Below are 16,916 nucleotides of genomic sequence, written 5' to 3'. Positions count from 1 at the left end.
CAAAGTTTTACACAAAGGAGTTACATCATGGACGCAGAAGCCGCTAAGCTGTTGGGTGCCGGTCTCGCCGCGATCGGCGTCGGCATGGCCGCGCTGGGCGTCGGCAACGTGTTCGGCTCGTTCCTTGAGAGCGCGCTGCGCAACCCCGCCGCCGCCGACGGCCAGCAGGGCCGCCTGTTCATCGGCTTCGCCGCCGCCGAGCTTCTCGGCCTGCTGGCGTTCGTCGTCGCGATGATCCTGCTGTTCGTCGCCTGACGCACCTTTCCTGACACAGCGTATCAAGGACGGGCGGTAAGCTTATGCCTCAGATAGCCCAGATCGCATCGACCTACGCGTCGCAATTCTTCTGGCTCTTCATCGTCTTCGGCCTCATCTATTTTGCGATCGGCCGTGGCATGCTCCCGAAGATCGAAGCGACCGTGGACGCGCGCGACCGGCGCATATCCGAGGACCTCGCCGAGGCGGAGCGCGCACGCGCCGAAGCCGACCGGACCGAGGAAGCTTACCGTGCCCGGACCGAAGCGAACCGGGCCGAGGCGCTGAAGGTGACCCAGGCCGCCAAGGACGCCGCCGCAGAGGAAAATGCGCGCAAGCTCGCCGCCGCCGACGCGGCGATCGGCGAACGGATCGCGTCGGCCGAGGCGCGAATCCGCGCCGCGACCGACGCGGCCCTTGCCGAAATCGAAGACGTGGCGGCCGACGCCGCGCAGGACATGGTGGCCAAGCTTTCGGGCGCGGCGGTGTCGCGCGACGAGGCCGCCCAGGCAGTGAAGGCCGCGCTCCATGGCTGACGTCCGGACGATCGATCCCAATACGGCTCTGGTGACCCATAACCTCACCGATCCGCACCGGGAAATGGGCCTGCCGGAAACCGGCACCCACGCCACCACCGCCGCCCAGGCCGACGTGCCGCCGGGCGAGCATCATGCCGATCCGACCGCGCTGGGCCTCAACGCCACAGCCTGGGTCGCGCTGTCGATGCTGGTGGTGATCGGCATCCTCCTCTGGAAGAAGGTGCCGGCCGCGATCGGCCGCGCGCTCGACAAGAAGATCGCCGCGATCCGCGAGCAGCTGGACGAGGCCGCTCGCCTTCGCGCCGATGCCGAGGCGCTGAAGGCCGAATATGAAGCCAAGGCCGCCGCCGCCGGCGCCGAGGCCGAAGCGATGATCGAGCGCGCCCGCAGCGAGGCCGATTCTATCCTCCGCCAGGCCGAGACCGACGCCGCCGCCTTGGTCGAGCGCCGCGGCCGCATCGCCGAGGACAAGATCGCCGCCGCCGAACGCGCCGCCCTCGACCAGGTCCGCGCCCAGGCCGCCGCCGCCGCAGCAGCAGCGGCGGAGCGCCTGATCCGCGAGCGGCACGACGCCGGCGCGGATCGGGCGATGGTGGACCAGGCGATCGCGGGGCTTGGCCGCGCCCACTAGGTCTACCCCTCGTTCCTCGCCGCCGTCGCCGTCCGCGCCCGGAGGAAGGTCAGGGATGAGGCGAGCCACAGGCCGGTGAAGGCGACGGTCAGGGGGCCAGTGAAGTAGCCGTAAGCGAGGGCGATCAGGCCGGCGAGTAACTGGGCCGTCGCCGCGCCCGCCATCGCGGCGGCAAGGCCGCCCGGGCGAAAGCCGCCGAGCAGTCCGCCAGCAAGCGCCAGTGCCGGGACCGCGAAGAAGATGATGTTGATCCTGTTCTCCTCCGATCCCGCGAAGCCGACCGCCAGATTCCCCCAGATCAGCAGGAACGCCGTTCCGAGCGCGATCGCCGCTCCGAAGCGATAGGCGAAGCGCGCCGGGACCCTGAGCGCGAGCTCGAAGGCCAGGCCCACGGCGGCGATCATGATGAAGGCGAAGGGCAGGTCGGCGAGTTCCCAGGCGGCCGGATCGGCAATCTTCATGGCGAACAGCGGAACCAGGATCAGCGCCGCGGCGGCGATCCAGGCGAACGACCGCACCCGCTGCGGCCGATCGGCGAAGGCATGCACCATTTCCCTAACTCCTTGAACGGTCGGCTTGGCCGACATCCTACATCGACCAGCGCGGCCGATGCAGGGGGTCTACAGGGGCTGGGTGCGACCGTGGTGAGCGCCGCGTGCGCTTGTGGTGAAACTTACCAGCAGAAACAGTGCAGACGCGCGCTCGGCGCGCCGTCCGCCGCCCGGCGTCAACCTTCCCCAGCTCGTCGGGCGGCAGGCAGGGCACCCGGTCCGCGGTCCAGTCGATCTCCGAGGTGGTGGGGACGTTGCCGCTGAAGCGCGCGGCAAGGCTTCCGCCCGTCGGACTGTATCCAATCCTGGCCATGCTGTTGTCGAAATTGGCGATCCGCCCGTTGGCGCGCCGTGCTGTCGCCGCGTCGATCTCCGGCTGGGTGACGCGCGACCCGCGCGCCATCCGGATCGCGCCGTCCCTCATGCCGAACGCGCGATAATAGTTACGCCCGAAGATCAGCGTGTCGATGCTGCTGTTGAACGACCATTGCGTGGGTCGCGTCTCCTCCGGGAGCCGAACCGTCGTCACGTTGCAGGAATAGCCCGGCGCCGAGTAGTAGGGCAGGTCCTGGTTCTGCTCGGCCGGCCGCACCCGGCGCTCGGGTGGCGAGAACCCGCCGCCGGGTAAAGAGAGCCAGCGGCTGCCGTTCGACCCGCTGTCCCAATCGACCGTCCAGGTCCCCGTGATGGTGAGCACGCCCGCGCGGGCGGCTTCGTCATAGCGCCAGCGGACATCATCGACCGTCTGCCAGGTCGAGCCGACCATATGCTGGCGGAACAGGCTGACCAGCTGGTTCGGCGTCAGTGCCGACATTTGAGACTGCATCTCGAGCGCGGGAAGTCCGCGCTTGATGGAGGTGGTGGTGACCCGGGCGGGCTCGTCGAAGCCGGCGCGCGCGTCGATCTCGATCAGCTCCAGTTCGTCGGGCGTGACGGGAGCCGTCCACGCCACCCGCTCGATCGTGCTTCCGGCCGCGGACAGCGGCAGGACCCAGCGATAGGGGAAGACCGGGGCCTGATCCGGGCCGGCGACCGGCGGCAACGTGCCGTCGAGCCAGTAGGTCTTGCCGCCGATCTTCGCCCGCACGAGCACGTGATCGAATAGGCCCGGATTGGGCAGCCGCTCGTCCAGCCCGTCGTCGGCACCGGCATTGTTGGCGAGCACCGCTTCGGCCTGGATGCCGAGCCCGGCGAGCAGCGCCAGCAGCAACGCCGTCTTGCCCTTGCAGTCGCCGTAGCGGCGCTGCCAGGTCTCGTCCGCAGACGCCGGCATTAGGTTGCCCCCGTCCAGGCCGACATAGATGTAGCGCACCTCCTGCTGGACCAGCCGGAGCGCGGCCTTTGCCCGCGCCAGAGGATCGGCATGCGCGGCCGCGATGCGGTCGATCTCGCTCTTCAGCGTCGATCCGGCGCCGGGCGCGGCGGCCGTGACGTAGAGCGGCGCGAAGTGGCGCGAGATCGCTTTCCAATCCGCGAAGTCGCTATATTCGACGACGCGCTGCCAGCGGAACCGCGCCGGCGCGTCGGCCGGCGGGACCAGCGTCGGTGGATCGTCGAAGCGGAAGGTGATCGCCCGCTGCTGCCGCTCGGCCGCGTCGGCGATGTCGGGGGTGGCACGCACGATCGGCTCGTGACCCTCGTCCCAGCTCAAGCCGAAGCGGAAGCGGCCGGGAAAGGGGTCGGGCGCCAGCATCAGCAGACCGGCCCCGGTCGCGCCCAGCGTCGGATCGGCCGAGCGGATGGTTTGGTGAACTGCGGGTCGTACGGCCCTCGTTATATTTCACGCAAAGACGCAAAGATGCGCGAAGGGCGCACAGGCTTCGGTGGAAGCGACCCTCGGTGAAGGTGGCTGCGCCGCCTGTCTCCTTCTCCGCGGTCCTTCGCGGCTTTGCGTGAACCATCGTTCGCACCCCCTGCCGCGAGGGTGGCGTCGGGGGACGGGGCGCCCTAAATGGCGGGGCGTGAACGATCCCACTTCGTCCGACCGCTTCAGCGAGGAAAAATCCGCCTACACGGTGCGCGGCAGCGACCAGCCCGATCTCGAGGCGGGAGTCGCCGCGATCCGGCGCGTGGTGAAGACGCTGCCGGTGCGGCCGGGCGTCTACCGCATGGTCGATGCGCGCGGCGAGGTCCTATATGTCGGCAAGGCGCGGGCGCTGAAGAACCGGGTGTCGAACTATACCCAAGTCGCGCGGCTCACCAAGCGGCTGCAGCGGATGGTCGCCCAGACCCGCGACATGACGATCGTCACCACGAATACCGAAGCCGAGGCGCTGCTGCTGGAGGCGCAGCTCATCAAGCGCTTCCGCCCACCCTACAACGTGCTGCTGCGGGACGACAAAAGCTTCCCCTTCATCCTGCTGCGCGAGGATCACGGCTTTCCGCAGATCCGCAAGCATCGCGGCGCGCGGCGCCACAAGGGGCAATATTACGGCCCCTTCGCCAGCGCCGGATCGGTGACGCGGACGCTGAACGCGCTGCAGAAGCTGTTCCTGCTGAGAAGTTGCACCGACAGCTTCCTCGCCACGCGCAAGCGCCCCTGCCTGCTCCACCAGATCCGCCGCTGCAGCGCGCCCTGCGTCGGGCGGATATCGGAAGAAGATTATGCCGAGCTGGTGCAGGACGCGAAGGACTATCTGGCCGGCAAGTCGACGCGGGTGCAGCAGAAGTTGGCGGTTTCCATGCAGGCCGCGTCGGACGCGATGGATTTCGAGCTCGCCGCCGTCTACCGCGACCGGCTTCGCGCGCTGACTTTCATCCAGGGTACGCAGACCATCGCCGCGGAAGGCGTGGGCGATGCCGACATCTTCGCGCTGGCCGCGAAAGGCGGGACGATCTCGATCCAGGCCTTCTTCATCCGCGGCGGCAGCAATTGGGGGCATCGCAGCTTCTTCCCGGCGCACACCGCCGACGTGCCGGAAGAGGAAGTGATGACCGCCTTCCTGATGCAATTCTACGAAGAGGTGCCGCCGCCGCGGCTGGTGCTGATCGACCGCGACGTGCCGGAGGCGGACCTGCTGTGCGAGGCGCTGTCGGAACGGGCAGGCCGCAAGGTGCAGCTCAAGCGACCGCAGCGTGGTGATCAGGCGCGGCTGGTGCGCCAGGCGACCCGCAATGCCGAGGAGGCGCTCGAACGCCGCCTCGCCGAGACCGGCACCCAGGCCAAGGCGCTGCGCGCCATCGCCGAGATGTTCGAGCTGGCCGAGCCGCCGCAGCGGATCGAAGTCTATGACAACAGCCATGTGATGGGGACGAACGCGGTCGGCGCGATGATCGTCGCCGGGCCGGAGGGCTTCCGCAAGAACGCCTACAGGAAGTTCAACATCAAGCGGCCGGAGACCGCGCCCGGCGACGATTTCGCGATGATGCGCGAAGTGCTGTCGCGCCGCTTCGCCCGCCTGGAGAAGGAGGATCCGGACCGGTCGCGCGGCGACTGGCCCGACCTTCTCCTGATCGACGGCGGCAAGGGGCAGCTCAATGCCGTTCTCGAGACGCTCGAATGCGCCGGCATCCACGACGTGCCGGTGGTCGGCATCTCGAAGGGGCCGGACCGCAACGCCGGGCGCGAAGTGATGCACCTTCCTGGCGGACGCGAGCTGACGCTGCCGACCAATTCGCCCGTCCTCTTCTACCTCCAGCGGCTACGGGACGAGGCGCACCGCTTCGCGATCGGCGCCCACCGCCAGAAGCGCGCGAAGAGCATGGCGGCGAGCCCGCTCGACGACGTGCCCGGCATCGGCCCCGCCCGCAAGCGCGCCTTGTTGATGCATTTCGGAACGGGCCGCGCCGTCAAGGGAGCAGCGCTGGAGGACCTGGAAAAGGTGCCCGGCATCTCGAAGGCGATGGCGCGGGGGATCTACGATTATTTCCATCCCCGCGGGTGAGCGTCTAACGTTCCCCGATGCGGCTGGAGACACGGGCGATCGTCTGCGCGGTGCGGGCCCATGGCGAGCATGGCGCGATCCTGCGCGCGCTGACGCCCCACGAGGGGCTCCGCCCGGGTTTCGTGCGCGGCGGCCGCTCGCGCCGGCTGCGGCCGGTGTTGGTGCCCGGCAACCTCGTCGTCGCCGAATTCCGCGCGCGCACCGAGGAACAGCTGCCGCAGGCCTCGGTGGAGCTCGTCCACAGCCGCGCGCCGCTGATGACCGAGCCGCTGGCCGCGGCCGGCCTCGACTGGGCCTGCGCGCTGACCGCCGCCGCCTTGCCGGAGGCGCAGCCTTATCCCCGCCTGTTCGAAGCGCTGGACGGCCTCCTCTCGGCGATCGAGGCGGCGCCGAGCGCGCGCGGCTGGAGTGCGGCGCTGGTCCGCTACGAGCTTTTGCTTCTCTCCGAACTCGGCTTCGGGCTCGATTTGTCCGAATGCGCGGCGACCGGCGCGCGAACCGATCTTGCCTTCGTGAGCCCGAAGAGCGGGCGGGCGGTGAGCGGGGAAGGGGCGGGGGCCTATCGCGACCGGCTGCTGCCTCTGCCGCCTTATCTGCTGGCGGGGGGCGTCGCGCGCGACTGGGGCGAGGTCATCGACGGGCTGCGCCTCACCGGTCACTTCCTGGCCCGCGACCTGCCGATCGCGCGGCTGGCCGAAGTCTTCGCCGCCCGCGAACGGCTGGTCGAGCGGCTGAAACGGATTGAAGGCCCGGATGCAGGCGGCCGTTGACGCGCGGGCCGGAGCAATAGAGGAAGCGTGTCGTGAAAGGCTTCTTCCCCCACAGCGCGACGACGCGCGACATCACCGTCCGCGTGTCGGTCTCCTATCTTCCCGAACAGTCGGAGCCGGGTAAGGGGCGCTGGTTCTGGGCCTATCATATCCGGATCGAGAATGGCGGCGCCAAGGCGGTGCAGCTCGTCAGCCGGGAATGGGTGATCAGCGACGGGCGCGGCGCTTCCCACGAGGTGCAGGGCGAAGGCGTCGTCGGCGAACAGCCGGTGATCGAGCCGGGCGGGGCTTTCGACTATGTGTCGGGCTGTCCGCTCACCACGCCCACGGGCCATATGGAGGGGCGCTACCATATGGTGGGCGCCGACGGCTCCGTCTTTCCGGTGGCGATCCCCCGCTTTCCGCTGGTGGCGCCGGCCGCCGGCTGAGAACATGAAAGCGCTTGCGCGACTCGCGCAAAGCGGGTGACCTGCGAGGGTGCTGTAAAGGGGGAGCGTAGATGAAGCCGAAGCGGAGCTTGAGCAGGCGCTCCTTCCTGGCGAGGGTGGCCGGCGGCGTGGTGCTGAGCGGCGGCGCGATGGCGCTGACCGGCTGCGCGACCACCGGCCTGTCCGATTCCGATCCTTCCGATCCGATGGGCGCGGGGCGTGGCCTCGGCCCGCGCCGGCCGAAAAAGGGCTGCACCGACACCGATCAGGGGCCGAACAGCGACCGCGCCGGGATCGGCCGCGGCAGCGGGACGACCGACAGCGATCCAACGGACGCGCGGGGCTGCGGCCGCGCCGCCGAGCGGGGCGAGGGCGGAGTGACCGACAGCGACAGCGGCCCCGACGCCGATCCGGCGGGGGGCGGGCGCGGAAGCGGCGGCGGCGGCACTTCGGACAGCGACTCCGGCCCGCTCGCCGATCCCGTGGGACGCGGACGCGGCTCAAGCGAGGAGGGTGAGGACGAGGAAGCGAGCGACAGCGACTCCGGCCCCGACGCCGATCCCGCCGGCCGCGGCCGCTGGCGCCGCAACGCCACGCCGATCTGACGGTTTCCCTCGCCGGCCGCCGCTGGTAGGGCACCGCTTCGGCCTGCGATGGAGGGGTGGAAGTGACGGGAAGCGAGCCCGAAGACGGCGATCTGGTGCGCGGCGCGCCCAAGGTCCCGGTGCCGGACGAGGTCGCGGAAGCGGTACGGACCCTGATCCGCTGGGCCGGCGACGATCCCGGCCGCGAGGGCCTTGCCGACACGCCGCTCAGGGTCGCCCGCGCCTGGCGCGAATATGCCAGGGGCTATGAAGAGGATCCGGCGCATCATCTCAGCCGCACCTTCGACGAGGTGGGCGGATATGACGAGATCGTGCTGCTGAAGGACATCCCCTTCCAGTCGCATTGCGAACATCATATGGCGCCGATCATCGGCAAGGCGTCGATTGCCTATCTGCCCCGCGACCGGGTGGTCGGCATCTCCAAGCTCGCCCGCGTGCTGCACGGCTTCGCGCGGCGCCTGCAGGTGCAGGAACGGCTCACCGCCCAGGTCGCCGACTGCATCTGGGAGCATCTGGAGCCCAAGGGCGTGGCGGTGGTGATCGAGGCGAGCCATGCCTGCATGACCGCGCGCGGCGTCAACACACCCGGCGTGATGATGACCACCAGCCGGATGATGGGCGTCTTCCGCTCCGACGAGCGCAGCCGGCGCGAGGTGCTGGCACTGATGGGTCGGTGAGGGGGATGGCGGGTTAGTCGAAGGCCGCCCCTCAACCCCCTAAGGCTGGTCGCCCCAATAGCGCAGCAGGTTCTGCTGGACGAGCTGAAGCCGGGCATAATTGGCCGGGTCCATCTTGAGGCCCTCCAGCGCCGCCACCTCGTTCAGCTCATAGAGCATCGCACGCCGCCAGGGGTCCTTGATCCGGCTCTGCATGAAGGTGATCGCGACCCAGCGCTCGCCCGATGTCACCTCCTCCACCTCGTGGAGCGTGTCGGACGGGTAGACGATCGCGCTGCCCGGCTTGCCCTTGAACCGCAGCTCGGCGCTGCCGAGCGTGACGCGCAGCGCTCCCCCCTCGTAGCTGTCCGGATCGCCGAGAAACACGGTGCAGCTGAGATCGGAGCGGACCAGGCCCTGCGGGCCGCGGATATAGGCCATGTCGTGATGGGCGCCGTAGCGCATGCCCGCCGTGTAGCGGGTCATCAGCGGCGGCGCGATCGCGACGGGAAAGGCGAAATTCTGGAAATCCTCATGCGCGGCCATCGCGTCGAGGACGATCTGCGAGCTTTGCTGATAGGCGCCGGCGTCGTTGAGCTGGAGGTTGTTCTTCACCGTCGAATGCGGATTGCTGATCCGCCCGTCGACGAACTGCGCCCGCGCCGCGATCGCGCGCAGCCGCTCCACCTCGCTTCGGCCGAGGAGATCCGGAATTTCCCTGAACATGGAACGGCGTGTAGCGGCCCCGCTTGCCTCCCGGCAAGCCGGGCCGTCTAGGCGCGGCTGCGGACGTAGGAGCCCGGCGCGGGCTCGATCGCCTTCAGCTTGCCGGTGCCGGGCTGGCGGGCGGCGACCTTGTCCTGTCCCGCGGCGAGCATGTGCTGCCAGTGCGGCCACCAGCTGCCGTCCTTGCGCTCGGCGCCGTCCAGCCATTGCTCCGCCGTCGCCGGGAGCGCGTCGTTCACCCAATAGCCGTGCTTGTTCGCGGACGGCGGGTTGATGACGCCGGCATTGTGACCGGATCCGCCGAGCAGGAAGCGAACCTCGCCGCCCATCAGCCGCGCGCTGTCATAGGTCGCGTTCCAGGCCGACACATGGTCGTCCTTGAGCGAAATGGCGGTGAGCGGCGTCTTCACCCGTCCGAGGTCGATCTTCACGCCGTCGACGACAAGGCCGCCCTTGGCGAGCTTGTTGCCGTTGAGGATGTCCTTGGCCCAGCTGAGCAGGAAGGCGCGCGGGATGTGGGCGCCGTCGGCGAACCAGTAGAGGATGTCGCTGGGCGGCGCTTCGCGGTCGAGCAGATAATGGTTCACGACCGAGGACCAGATGAGGTCGTTGGCGCGCACCGCCGAAAACAGCGCCTGCAGGTCCTGCGCGGCCATGAAGCCCTTGTGGAGGAGGTGGCGCTCCATCGCGCGCAGCTGCTCCGGCTCCGAGAAGGTCGCCCACTGGCCGAGGCGGGAGAAGTCGAACAGCGTGCCGATGGTCGTGGTGGAGGCGACCCGGTCGCCCTGGCCCTTTGCGGCCAGCCAGGCGAGCGCGATGGCGATCAGCGTCCCGCCCATGCAGAAGCCGAACATGTCGACCTGCCGCTCGCCGGTCGCCTGCTCGATCGCGTCCAGCGCTTCGATCGGCCCCTGCCGGATATAGTCGCCGATATCCTTGTCGGCGAGCTCGGGACCCGCATTGACCCAGGAGATGACGAAAACGGTGTGGCCCTGCTCCACCAGCCAGCGGATCAGCGAGGATTTCGGCTGGAGATCGAGCAGATAATATTTGTTGACCAGCGGCGGCACGTAGAGGAGCGGCCGGCGGTACGCCTTGTCGGTGACGGGGGCATATTGGATGAGCTGCATCAGCTCGTTCTGGTAGACCACGCTGCCCGGGGTGGCGGCGATGTTGACGCCCAGCTCGAACTCGTCGGCCGCGCGGCGCTGCACCGCGCCCGCTTCGGCCGCGTCGGAGAGCAGATTGGCGAGGCCGGACACGAGGCTGAGGCTGTTGGTGTCGATCGCCCGCTTGATCGCTTCGGGGTTGGTGAAGGCGAAATTGGCGGGCGAGATCGCCTGCAGGAATTGCTGGGTGAAGAATTCGACGCGGGTGCGGGTGCCTTCGTCCAGGCCCTCCGCATTGTCGATCACCTCCTGCGCGCGGCGGGAGGCGAGCAGATAGGCCTGCTTCAGATAATCGAACGCCGGCTGTTCGGACCAGGCTTCATCCTTGAAGCGGCGGTCGCCCCGCTCCGGCTCGATCAGCGGCCGGGCCTCGCCGCCGGCCAGACGCGCGGCGGTGGCGGACCACAGCTTCATCCAGTCGGCGGCGGCGTCCGCTTGCACCTTGAACAGCGGCGCCGGATTGGCGGCGAGGTGAGCGAAGAAATCGGCGAAGGCGCGCGCCGGCGCGGACGGATCGTAGGGCAGGGGGACGTGCGGATCGAACGCGCGCGTCGCGGAGGCGCGGGCCAGGTCGAGCGCGCCGGTCAGCACCCGGCCCCAGGCGTCGGCGAACTGTTCCGGGCTGGGGGCGTCGGCGGCGGGCTTCCAGAGATCCGCGATCATGCTCAGAGCGCCAGCAGCTCGTCCACCGCGGTGCAGTCGCGCGGGGTCACGAACAGGAACAGCATCGCCTTTTCGGGATTGGCCGTCGCCCAGCCTGCCTCCGGGTCGGCCGGCATCAGGTCGTTGGCGGGTGCCCGCAGCGGCAGCGCCGGGGCGGTGTCGAACGCAATTTCCGCGTGCTCGCAGATCGCGGCCGCCTGAGCCTCGAAGGTCATGAGACAATCCTCTTGCTGGTGTGCGGCGCCTCTCTCATAGTCGCGGCCTGAAATCCATTTGGATTTTGCCGCAACCGTCGTGCGAAAGTTCACAGACCCTTGGCCGAGTTCGACTGGAACAACCTGCGCTCCTTTCTCGCCATCGCACGGACCGGGCGCCTGACCCTCGCCGCCGCGCGGGCGCGGCTCGACCATACGACCCTCTCCCGCCGCATCGCCGCGCTCGAACATGCGCTGAAGGCCAAATTGTTCGATCGCAGCCCGACGGGATACACGCTGACGGAGCAGGGGCGGCGGTTGCTGCCGATCGCGGAGGAGATGGAGCGGCTGGCGATCGGCGCGGGCGACACGGTGGGCGGGACCGCCGCATGCGTCGAGGGGACGGTGCGGATCGGATCGCCGGAAGGCTTCGGCTCCTACTTCCTGGCGCCGCGGGTCGCCTGCCTCAAGGACCGCTATCCGGACTTGACGGTGCAGCTCGTCGCCGCGCCGTCGGTGTTCAGCCTGTCGAAGCGCGATGCGGACCTTGTCGTCTCGGTCAGCAAGCCGCCGGCGGGCCGGCTGAGCGCGGCCAAGCTGATCGACTATGACCTCGCCCTCTATGCGGCGCCGCGCTACCTCGCCGGTCATCCGCCGATCGGGAACACCGCCGATTTGTCGGGGCACCGCTTCGTCTCCTATATCGGCGACCTGCTCAATTTCCCTGAACTCGACTTCCTCCAGCATGTGGCGCCCAATGGCGCCACCGCACTCGAAAGCTCCAACCTCGTCGCGCAGCTCAAGGCGACTTTGGGCGGGGCGGGGCTGTGCATCCTTCCCGCCTTCCTCGCCCGCGAGCAGCCGGGGCTGGTGCGGGTGCTGGCCGACGAAGTCCGCCTGACCCGCCCGCTCTGGCTGATCGTCCACCAGGATCTCGCCGAGCTCGCCCGCATCCGGGCGGTGCTGCGCTTCATCACCGACGAGGTCGAGGCCGCCCGCGACCTGTTCAAGCTCGGCTGAGGCGCGTCAGCGCCGGCCGGCGTCGAAGCCGTAGACGCTCGGCTCGTAAACCGGCTCGATGACGAGCGCGTCGGGTTCGGCGGGGAGAGGGGACTCCGCCCTGCGCGGAGAGGTGGCGCGCAGCAGGCGGCGGGGGCATCCGGCGGTGCCGCGGCCGCGGACCGAATCGATCAGCGACGCGGCGGCATGTCTGAGGCTCAAGCGCACGTTCTTCCTTCGGTTCTCCCCCCGGAGACGCCTCGGGATAGCGGCGGGTCGGTTAAGGCGGGGCTACCGCGCGGGGTGCGGGGAACCGCCGGCCGCCGCCTTATTGTACCGGCGCATTGCCGCGCAGGCGCTGGCGCGCCCGCTCGATCGCGGCGTCGTTGCGGCGGACGTCGGCGCGGGCCTGGACGGCGCGGACGAACTGCTCGGTCAGCTCCTGGCCGGCACTCTGGTTCAGTTCGCGGCGCGCCGCCTGGATCGCCGCCTGATTGTCGGCCGCGTTGCCCGGTATCCGCTCGGCGAGGTGGACCACGAACCAGCCGGCGCCGTTCGGTGCTTCGAGCAAGCGGGCATTGCCCTGGGGAATGGCGAACATCAGCGCGATCGGAGCCGGCACCTGCCCGCCCGCTTCGATGAGCTCGATCCGACGCGCCTCCACCGGTTGCGGCGGCGGCAGGCGCGCGCCGGCCGCGGCGAAGGCGGCGGCCGGAGCGGCGCCGCCGTTGATCCGCTCGATGATGTTCTGCGCGACCGCGCGGGCGCGTTCGGACGCGCGGCGGCGGATCAGGTCCTCGCGCACCTCGGCCTGGATTTCCTGGAGCGGCGGCGGCGCGGCGGGCAGCACGCGCGCCACGGTCACGGCGGCGAAGCGCTCGTTCTGTTCGACCGTCAGCACCGCATAATCGTCGTCCTGGCCGAGCTGGAACACCTCGCCCAGCAGCGGCTGCAGTTCGGGCGGAAGCTGGAAGGCGGTGCCCGGCGCCTGGCCGCCGGCCGTGATCGGCGGCGTCTCCTGGATGCTGAGCCCTTCGGCGCGGGCGACTTCGGTGAAATTGGCGCCCTCGGCGAGCCGGTCCTCGACCCGCCCGACGAGGCCGGCGAGCGCGTCCTGCAGCTTGCGCTGCTCGACCTGCTCCCGGATCTCCTCGCGCACGGCGGCGAGCGGGCGGGCGCCCGTCTGGTTCAGTGCGTCGACCCGCACCACGTGGAAGCCGAGTTCGGACCGGATCGGGCCCGCCACGGCGCCCTGGGCGGCCGAGAAGGCGGCGTCGGCGACGGCCGGCGAAGTGACGTTGGCGAACGCCTGGCGCGTCTGGTTCGGGAAGGCGATGTCCGCGGCGCTGAAGCCCGCCTGCTGCGCCGCCTGCTGGAAGCTCATCCCTTCGCGCAGCCGCGCCGCGAAGGCGCGCGCCGCCGCTTCGTCACGGAGCACGACATGGCTGAGATTGCGGGTCTCGCTGCCGCCATAGGTGGCGGCATTCTCGCGGTAAAAGGCTTCGATCTCCTGGTCGGTGGCGCGAGTCTGGTTCGCCACCTGCTCCCGGCCGATCATCGCATAGCGCACCACCCGCCGCTCCGGCACGGTGTAGCGTGCCTGGTTCTGGCGATAGTGATTGGCCACTTCCTCGTCGGTGGGGGCGATGCCCTCGGCGAAGGCGCCGCTCGGCACGATGCCGATCGATCCGCGCCGCTGCTCCAGCCGGGCGGAGGCGAGCTGCAGCGCCACGCCCTGCGGCGCGGTCGCGGCGCCGCCGATCGGCGCCAGCATCTGGCGCTGCATCAGCTGGTCGGCGATGTCGCGGCGCAGCTGCTGCTCGGTGATGTTCTCGCGCCGCAGGATCTCGCGGAAGGCGGCGTCGTCGAACTGGCCGGCGAAGTTGCGGAAGGCCGGGATCTGCACGATCACCTGGTCGATCATCCGGTCGGTGACGGCGAGGCCCTGGTCGCGGCCAAAGGACGTGAGCGCGCGGCCGGCGATCACCTGGCGCAGCACTTCGTCGAACGCGCCCGCGTCGAGGAAGGTCGCCATGTCGAGCCCGGGCTGCTGCTGCTGCGCCTGGCGGAACTGCCGGTTGACGAGATCGGCCACTTCGGGCTCGATGACGCGATCGCCCTCGACCCGCGCCAGTTCCTCCGCGCTCGCGCCCGGCGTCAGGCCGCCCATGCCGCCGGTGCCGAAGCCGGTCACCACCAGAGCGATGAGCGCGATCCCGAGGATCCCCATCATGACGAAGGACTTCAGCGGACTGCGGGAAGAGCGGCTCATCAATCAACTCGTGTCGAAGGGAAGGGTGGGCGCCCCCCGGGGCGGTCCTGTGGCGCGCACTCATAGAAAAGGCCGCCGCCCCCCGCAAGCGCAACCGGCTTGGCGGGCCGCCCGCGCCTTGGTAGGCGCGGCATCCGACTGGATGATATGCGAAAGGAATGAACGTGCACGACCGCCGCAAGCTCGTCGCCGGCAATTGGAAGATGAACGGCAGCCTCGCGCAGCTGAAGGAACTGGCGGCGATCGCGGAAGCAGCCCGAGCGGCGGCGAGCGTCGACGTGGCGGTGTGCCCGCCCTTCACGCTCATTTCTGCGGCGGTGACCCGAGCCGGCGGCGTGCCGGTCGGCGCGCAGGACTGCCATGCGCGGGGCAGCGGCGCCCATACCGGCTGCGTGTCGGTGGCGATGCTGAAGGAAGCGGGCGCGAAGCTGGTCATCGTCGGCCATTCCGAGCGCCGCGCCGACCAGCACGAGACCGATGCGGAAGTCCGCGCCAAGGCTGAGGCCGCGCTCGCCGGGGGCCTGACGACGATCGTCTGCGTCGGCGAGAGCGAGGCGGAGCGCGAGGCCGGACGCCATGTCGAAGTGGTCGCGGCTCAGCTCGCCGGCTCGCTGCCCGATCATTGGAGCGGCGGCGAGCTGGTCGTCGCCTATGAGCCGATCTGGGCGATCGGCACCGGCCGCACCGCCACTCCCTACGACGTCGCCGACATGCACCATGCGATCCGCGCAGCGCTGACCGCCCGGTTCGGCGATGCCGGCGGGCGGATCCGCATCCTCTACGGCGGCTCGGTCAAGGCCGAGAATGCGGCCGAGCTGTTCGCGGTCGACGATGTCGACGGCGCGCTGGTCGGCGGCGCCAGCCTCACCGCCGCCCAGTTCGTCCCCATCATCCAGGCCGCCGCCGGCGCCTGAGCCGGTTGCCGTCAGCGAGAAAGCTCGCGCACCAGTTTGTCCGCGTCCGCCTCGTCATTGTAGAGGTGGGGCGTGATGCGCATGCGGTCGCCGCGCAGGCTGACATGGACCTTGGCGAAGGCGAGTCGCTCGCCGATGTCGTCGGGAAGGCCGCCGGGGAAGCGCGCGGACACATAATGGGGCGCGCGTCCTTCCGGCACGTCGAGGCCGATCCCGCGCAGCCGCGCCGCCAGGGTCTCGTTATAGGCGCCGAGCGTCGCGGAGATGTCGGCGACTCCCCAGTCGAGCAGCTGGGCGATGGCGGCGCCGGCGACGGGGAGCAAAGCGAAGTTGGAACGCTCGCCCATGTCGTAGCGGCGGGCGTCGGGCTGCAGCTCGGAGGGATAGTCGATCAGACGGCGGAAGTCCTCGGCGCCGCGCCGCGTGATCCAGCCCTGCTCGACCGGGACGCCGCATTGCCGGCGCGGCGCGGCATAGAGGAAGCCGAGCGAATAGGGGCCGAGCAGCCATTTGTAGGACGCGGCCACCATCCAGTCCGGATCGACCGAAGTCAGGTCCAGCGGCAGCGCGCCGCAGGACTGGGTGGTGTCCAGCACAAGCTCCGCTCCGACGGCGCGGCAGCGGCGGCCCACGGCGGCGAGGTCGATCAGGCCGCCGCATACCCAATGGACGTGCGGACAGCAGACGAGCGCCGTTTCCTCGCCGATCGCGGCCAGGATCGCCTCGGTCCAGCCCCCGTCGGCGCCGGGCCGGTCCACCGTCACCAGCCGTGCCCCGCTGCGTTCGGCGAGCGCGCGGGTGGCGAACACGGTCGATGGAAAATCCTCCGCGATGGTGACGATGGTCTGGCCAGGCGCGGGCGAGACGTTCGCCATCACGACGGCGAGGCCGTAGCTGACCGAGGGGATGATGGCGACGTCGCCCGCGCCGGCGCCGATCAGGCGGGCGAACAGGCCGCGCACCCGCTCCGCCTCGTCGAAGAAGTCGGGCGCCTCGATGTCCCAAGGATGGGCCTTGCGGGCGAGCCCCCGCTGCCCCGCCTCCAGCGCGGAGCGGAGCAGCGGCGACATCTTGGCGCAGTCGAGATAGGCGCGCTCCCGTTCGATGTCGAACAGCGCGCGCTGACACGGGATCGTCGGCAAGCCTAGGACTGCGCCTCCGCTTCGGGCGCGCAGTCGCCGGTCCGGCGGCCGGTCATCTGCGACTTGATCTGCACGTCGCCGTCGGTGGTGAGATAGGACACGGTGTCGATCGTTCCTTCGAACGCGTCGGCGGTGAAGGTGCCGTCGACGGTCACCCCGATATCGCCCTGCAGCCCCTTGCGGGTGCACATCATCTGCGCGTTGATGCGGCCGGACCGCATGTAGAAATTGCTGTAGGTGCAATCGTAATCGGCGCCGACGAACAAAGCGGGCGACGGCCGCGCGGCATCGCCCTCGCCGACGCACAGGCTGGAGGTGAGCCGCGTTCCGGCCGGCGTGTCGATCTTCGGCGTGCCCGAATCGGTGGACTTCAGGTCCTTCACTTCCGCGATCGTTTCCCACATGCCGCCGTCAATCGACGCGGCGCGAGTCGCCGCTTCGGCCTTGGAGGTCTGCGGATTTTCGGAACAGGCCGACACGGCCAGAAGCGGCAGCAAGGCAAGTGCATGGATGCGCAT

General features: G+C 69.8%; 19 protein-coding genes. 10 read left to right on the top strand and 9 right to left on the bottom strand.

Annotated elements, in window-relative coordinates; translation table 11 throughout:
• Nucleotides 1-27 precede the first annotated feature (27 nt).
• Genes ACK4K7_RS12200 through ACK4K7_RS12190 form a run of 3 tightly spaced genes read left to right on the top strand, consistent with a single transcriptional unit; the run spans nt 28 to nt 1,425 of the window.
• Complete coding sequence (locus ACK4K7_RS12200; protein ID WP_085217225.1) at nt 28-255, top strand: F0F1 ATP synthase subunit C; 228 nt, start codon at nt 28-30, stop codon at nt 253-255.
• 44 nt (nt 256-299) lie between these two features.
• A complete protein-coding gene (locus tag ACK4K7_RS12195) occupies nt 300-791 on the top strand; it encodes an ATPase (RefSeq protein WP_431866348.1) in 492 nt (163 codons plus the stop codon).
• Nucleotides 784-1,425 carry a F0F1 ATP synthase subunit B gene (locus ACK4K7_RS12190; protein ID WP_431866347.1) on the top strand — a complete coding sequence of 214 codons (642 nt, stop codon included), beginning with the start codon at nt 784-786 and terminating at the stop codon, nt 1,423-1,425. Before ACK4K7_RS12195 ends, ACK4K7_RS12190 begins: the two co-directional genes overlap by 8 nt.
• A gap of 2 nt (nt 1,426-1,427) precedes the next feature.
• Here ACK4K7_RS12190 and ACK4K7_RS12185 read toward each other — a convergent pair whose 3' ends face one another.
• On the bottom strand, nt 1,428-1,976 hold the full coding sequence (locus ACK4K7_RS12185; protein ID WP_431866345.1) for a hypothetical protein: 549 nt from the start codon (nt 1,974-1,976) through the stop codon (nt 1,428-1,430).
• A gap of 37 nt (nt 1,977-2,013) precedes the next feature.
• Entirely contained in the window at nt 2,014-3,669 is a 1,656-nt protein-coding gene (locus ACK4K7_RS12180; RefSeq protein ID WP_431866344.1) for a transglutaminase domain-containing protein, read from the bottom strand.
• 268 nt (nt 3,670-3,937) lie between these two features.
• Between ACK4K7_RS12180 and uvrC the strand changes: the two genes are divergently transcribed.
• The 5 genes from uvrC (at nt 3,938) to folE (ending at nt 8,340) form a co-directional block, all read left to right on the top strand.
• Complete coding sequence (gene uvrC / locus ACK4K7_RS12175; protein WP_431866342.1) at nt 3,938-5,860, top strand: excinuclease ABC subunit UvrC; 1,923 nt, start codon at nt 3,938-3,940, stop codon at nt 5,858-5,860.
• Nucleotides 5,861-5,877: 17 nt separating this feature from the next.
• Nucleotides 5,878-6,630, top strand: coding sequence for a DNA repair protein RecO (recO, locus tag ACK4K7_RS12170; protein WP_431866340.1), 753 nt, complete (start codon nt 5,878-5,880; stop codon nt 6,628-6,630).
• 32 nt (nt 6,631-6,662) lie between these two features.
• Nucleotides 6,663-7,058, top strand: a complete 396-nt coding sequence (apaG, locus tag ACK4K7_RS12165) for a Co2+/Mg2+ efflux protein ApaG (protein WP_431866339.1) — start codon at nt 6,663-6,665, stop codon at nt 7,056-7,058.
• Nucleotides 7,059-7,129: 71 nt separating this feature from the next.
• The gene (locus ACK4K7_RS12160) at nt 7,130-7,663 is read left to right on the top strand and encodes a hypothetical protein (RefSeq protein ID WP_431866338.1); all 534 of its coding nucleotides are present in this window, start codon (nt 7,130-7,132) and stop codon (nt 7,661-7,663) included.
• A gap of 62 nt (nt 7,664-7,725) precedes the next feature.
• The gene (gene folE, locus ACK4K7_RS12155; protein WP_431866337.1) at nt 7,726-8,340 is read left to right on the top strand and encodes a GTP cyclohydrolase I FolE; all 615 of its coding nucleotides are present in this window, start codon (nt 7,726-7,728) and stop codon (nt 8,338-8,340) included.
• 39 nt (nt 8,341-8,379) lie between these two features.
• Here the strand turns inward: folE and ACK4K7_RS12150 are convergent, their stop codons facing one another.
• The 3 genes from ACK4K7_RS12150 to ACK4K7_RS12140 are packed head-to-tail and all read right to left on the bottom strand — an operon-like array spanning nt 8,380 to nt 11,092.
• Nucleotides 8,380-9,045, bottom strand: a complete 666-nt coding sequence (locus ACK4K7_RS12150; protein ID WP_431866335.1) for a Fe2+-dependent dioxygenase — start codon at nt 9,043-9,045, stop codon at nt 8,380-8,382.
• A 47-nt stretch (nt 9,046-9,092) separates the two neighbouring features.
• Entirely contained in the window at nt 9,093-10,877 is a 1,785-nt protein-coding gene (gene phaC / locus ACK4K7_RS12145) for a class I poly(R)-hydroxyalkanoic acid synthase (protein WP_431866333.1), read from the bottom strand.
• A gap of 2 nt (nt 10,878-10,879) precedes the next feature.
• On the bottom strand, nt 10,880-11,092 hold the full coding sequence (locus ACK4K7_RS12140; protein WP_431866331.1) for a hypothetical protein: 213 nt from the start codon (nt 11,090-11,092) through the stop codon (nt 10,880-10,882).
• A 99-nt stretch (nt 11,093-11,191) separates the two neighbouring features.
• Here ACK4K7_RS12140 and ACK4K7_RS12135 point away from each other — a divergent pair, with 99 nt between their 5' ends.
• Nucleotides 11,192-12,091: a LysR family transcriptional regulator gene (locus ACK4K7_RS12135; protein WP_431866330.1), complete on the top strand. Its 900-nt coding sequence runs from the start codon at nt 11,192-11,194 to the stop codon at nt 12,089-12,091.
• A 6-nt stretch (nt 12,092-12,097) separates the two neighbouring features.
• Here ACK4K7_RS12135 and ACK4K7_RS12130 read toward each other — a convergent pair whose 3' ends face one another.
• Both ACK4K7_RS12130 and ACK4K7_RS12125 read right to left on the bottom strand, forming a co-directional pair.
• The gene (locus tag ACK4K7_RS12130; protein WP_431866328.1) at nt 12,098-12,292 is read right to left on the bottom strand and encodes a hypothetical protein; all 195 of its coding nucleotides are present in this window, start codon (nt 12,290-12,292) and stop codon (nt 12,098-12,100) included.
• 106 nt (nt 12,293-12,398) lie between these two features.
• Nucleotides 12,399-14,342, bottom strand: coding sequence for a SurA N-terminal domain-containing protein (locus ACK4K7_RS12125; RefSeq protein ID WP_431866326.1), 1,944 nt, complete (start codon nt 14,340-14,342; stop codon nt 12,399-12,401).
• 158 nt (nt 14,343-14,500) lie between these two features.
• Between ACK4K7_RS12125 and tpiA the strand changes: the two genes are divergently transcribed.
• Nucleotides 14,501-15,256 (top strand): triose-phosphate isomerase, encoded by a 756-nt coding sequence (tpiA, locus tag ACK4K7_RS12120; RefSeq protein ID WP_431866324.1) that lies wholly within the window; start codon nt 14,501-14,503, stop codon nt 15,254-15,256.
• An 11-nt stretch (nt 15,257-15,267) separates the two neighbouring features.
• On the opposite strand, the gene ACK4K7_RS12115 is transcribed toward tpiA, so the two are convergent.
• Both ACK4K7_RS12115 and ACK4K7_RS12110 read right to left on the bottom strand, forming a co-directional pair.
• The gene (locus ACK4K7_RS12115) at nt 15,268-16,398 is read right to left on the bottom strand and encodes an aminotransferase class V-fold PLP-dependent enzyme (protein ID WP_431866322.1); all 1,131 of its coding nucleotides are present in this window, start codon (nt 16,396-16,398) and stop codon (nt 15,268-15,270) included.
• Between the two features lie 2 nt (nt 16,399-16,400).
• Nucleotides 16,401-16,916: a DUF3617 domain-containing protein gene (locus ACK4K7_RS12110; RefSeq protein WP_431866320.1), complete on the bottom strand. Its 516-nt coding sequence runs from the start codon at nt 16,914-16,916 to the stop codon at nt 16,401-16,403.

The sequence above is a fragment of the Allosphingosinicella sp. genome (assembly GCF_046295735.1).
Classification (GTDB): Bacteria; Pseudomonadota; Alphaproteobacteria; order Sphingomonadales; family Sphingomonadaceae; genus Allosphingosinicella.
Note: the sequence above shows the minus strand (reverse complement) of the source record. Positions and strands in the feature narration are given on the sequence as shown.

Coding starts and splice junctions, on each gene's coding strand:
- ACK4K7_RS12200 (WP_085217225.1), top strand. CDS start 28: ATGGACGCAGAAGCCGCTAAGCTGTTGGGTGCCGGTCTCGCCGCGATC.
- ACK4K7_RS12195 (WP_431866348.1), top strand. CDS start 300: ATGCCTCAGATAGCCCAGATCGCATCGACCTACGCGTCGCAATTCTTC.
- ACK4K7_RS12190 (WP_431866347.1), top strand. CDS start 784: ATGGCTGACGTCCGGACGATCGATCCCAATACGGCTCTGGTGACCCAT.
- ACK4K7_RS12185 (WP_431866345.1), bottom strand. CDS start 1,976: ATGGTGCATGCCTTCGCCGATCGGCCGCAGCGGGTGCGGTCGTTCGCC.
- ACK4K7_RS12180 (WP_431866344.1), bottom strand. CDS start 3,669: ATGCTGGCGCCCGACCCCTTTCCCGGCCGCTTCCGCTTCGGCTTGAGC.
- recO (WP_431866340.1), top strand. CDS start 5,878: ATGCGGCTGGAGACACGGGCGATCGTCTGCGCGGTGCGGGCCCATGGC.
- ACK4K7_RS12160 (WP_431866338.1), top strand. CDS start 7,130: ATGAAGCCGAAGCGGAGCTTGAGCAGGCGCTCCTTCCTGGCGAGGGTG.
- ACK4K7_RS12150 (WP_431866335.1), bottom strand. CDS start 9,045: ATGTTCAGGGAAATTCCGGATCTCCTCGGCCGAAGCGAGGTGGAGCGG.
- phaC (WP_431866333.1), bottom strand. CDS start 10,877: ATGATCGCGGATCTCTGGAAGCCCGCCGCCGACGCCCCCAGCCCGGAA.
- ACK4K7_RS12140 (WP_431866331.1), bottom strand. CDS start 11,092: ATGACCTTCGAGGCTCAGGCGGCCGCGATCTGCGAGCACGCGGAAATT.
- ACK4K7_RS12125 (WP_431866326.1), bottom strand. CDS start 14,342: ATGAGCCGCTCTTCCCGCAGTCCGCTGAAGTCCTTCGTCATGATGGGG.
- tpiA (WP_431866324.1), top strand. CDS start 14,501: ATGAACGTGCACGACCGCCGCAAGCTCGTCGCCGGCAATTGGAAGATG.
- ACK4K7_RS12110 (WP_431866320.1), bottom strand. CDS start 16,916: ATGCGCATCCATGCACTTGCCTTGCTGCCGCTTCTGGCCGTGTCGGCC.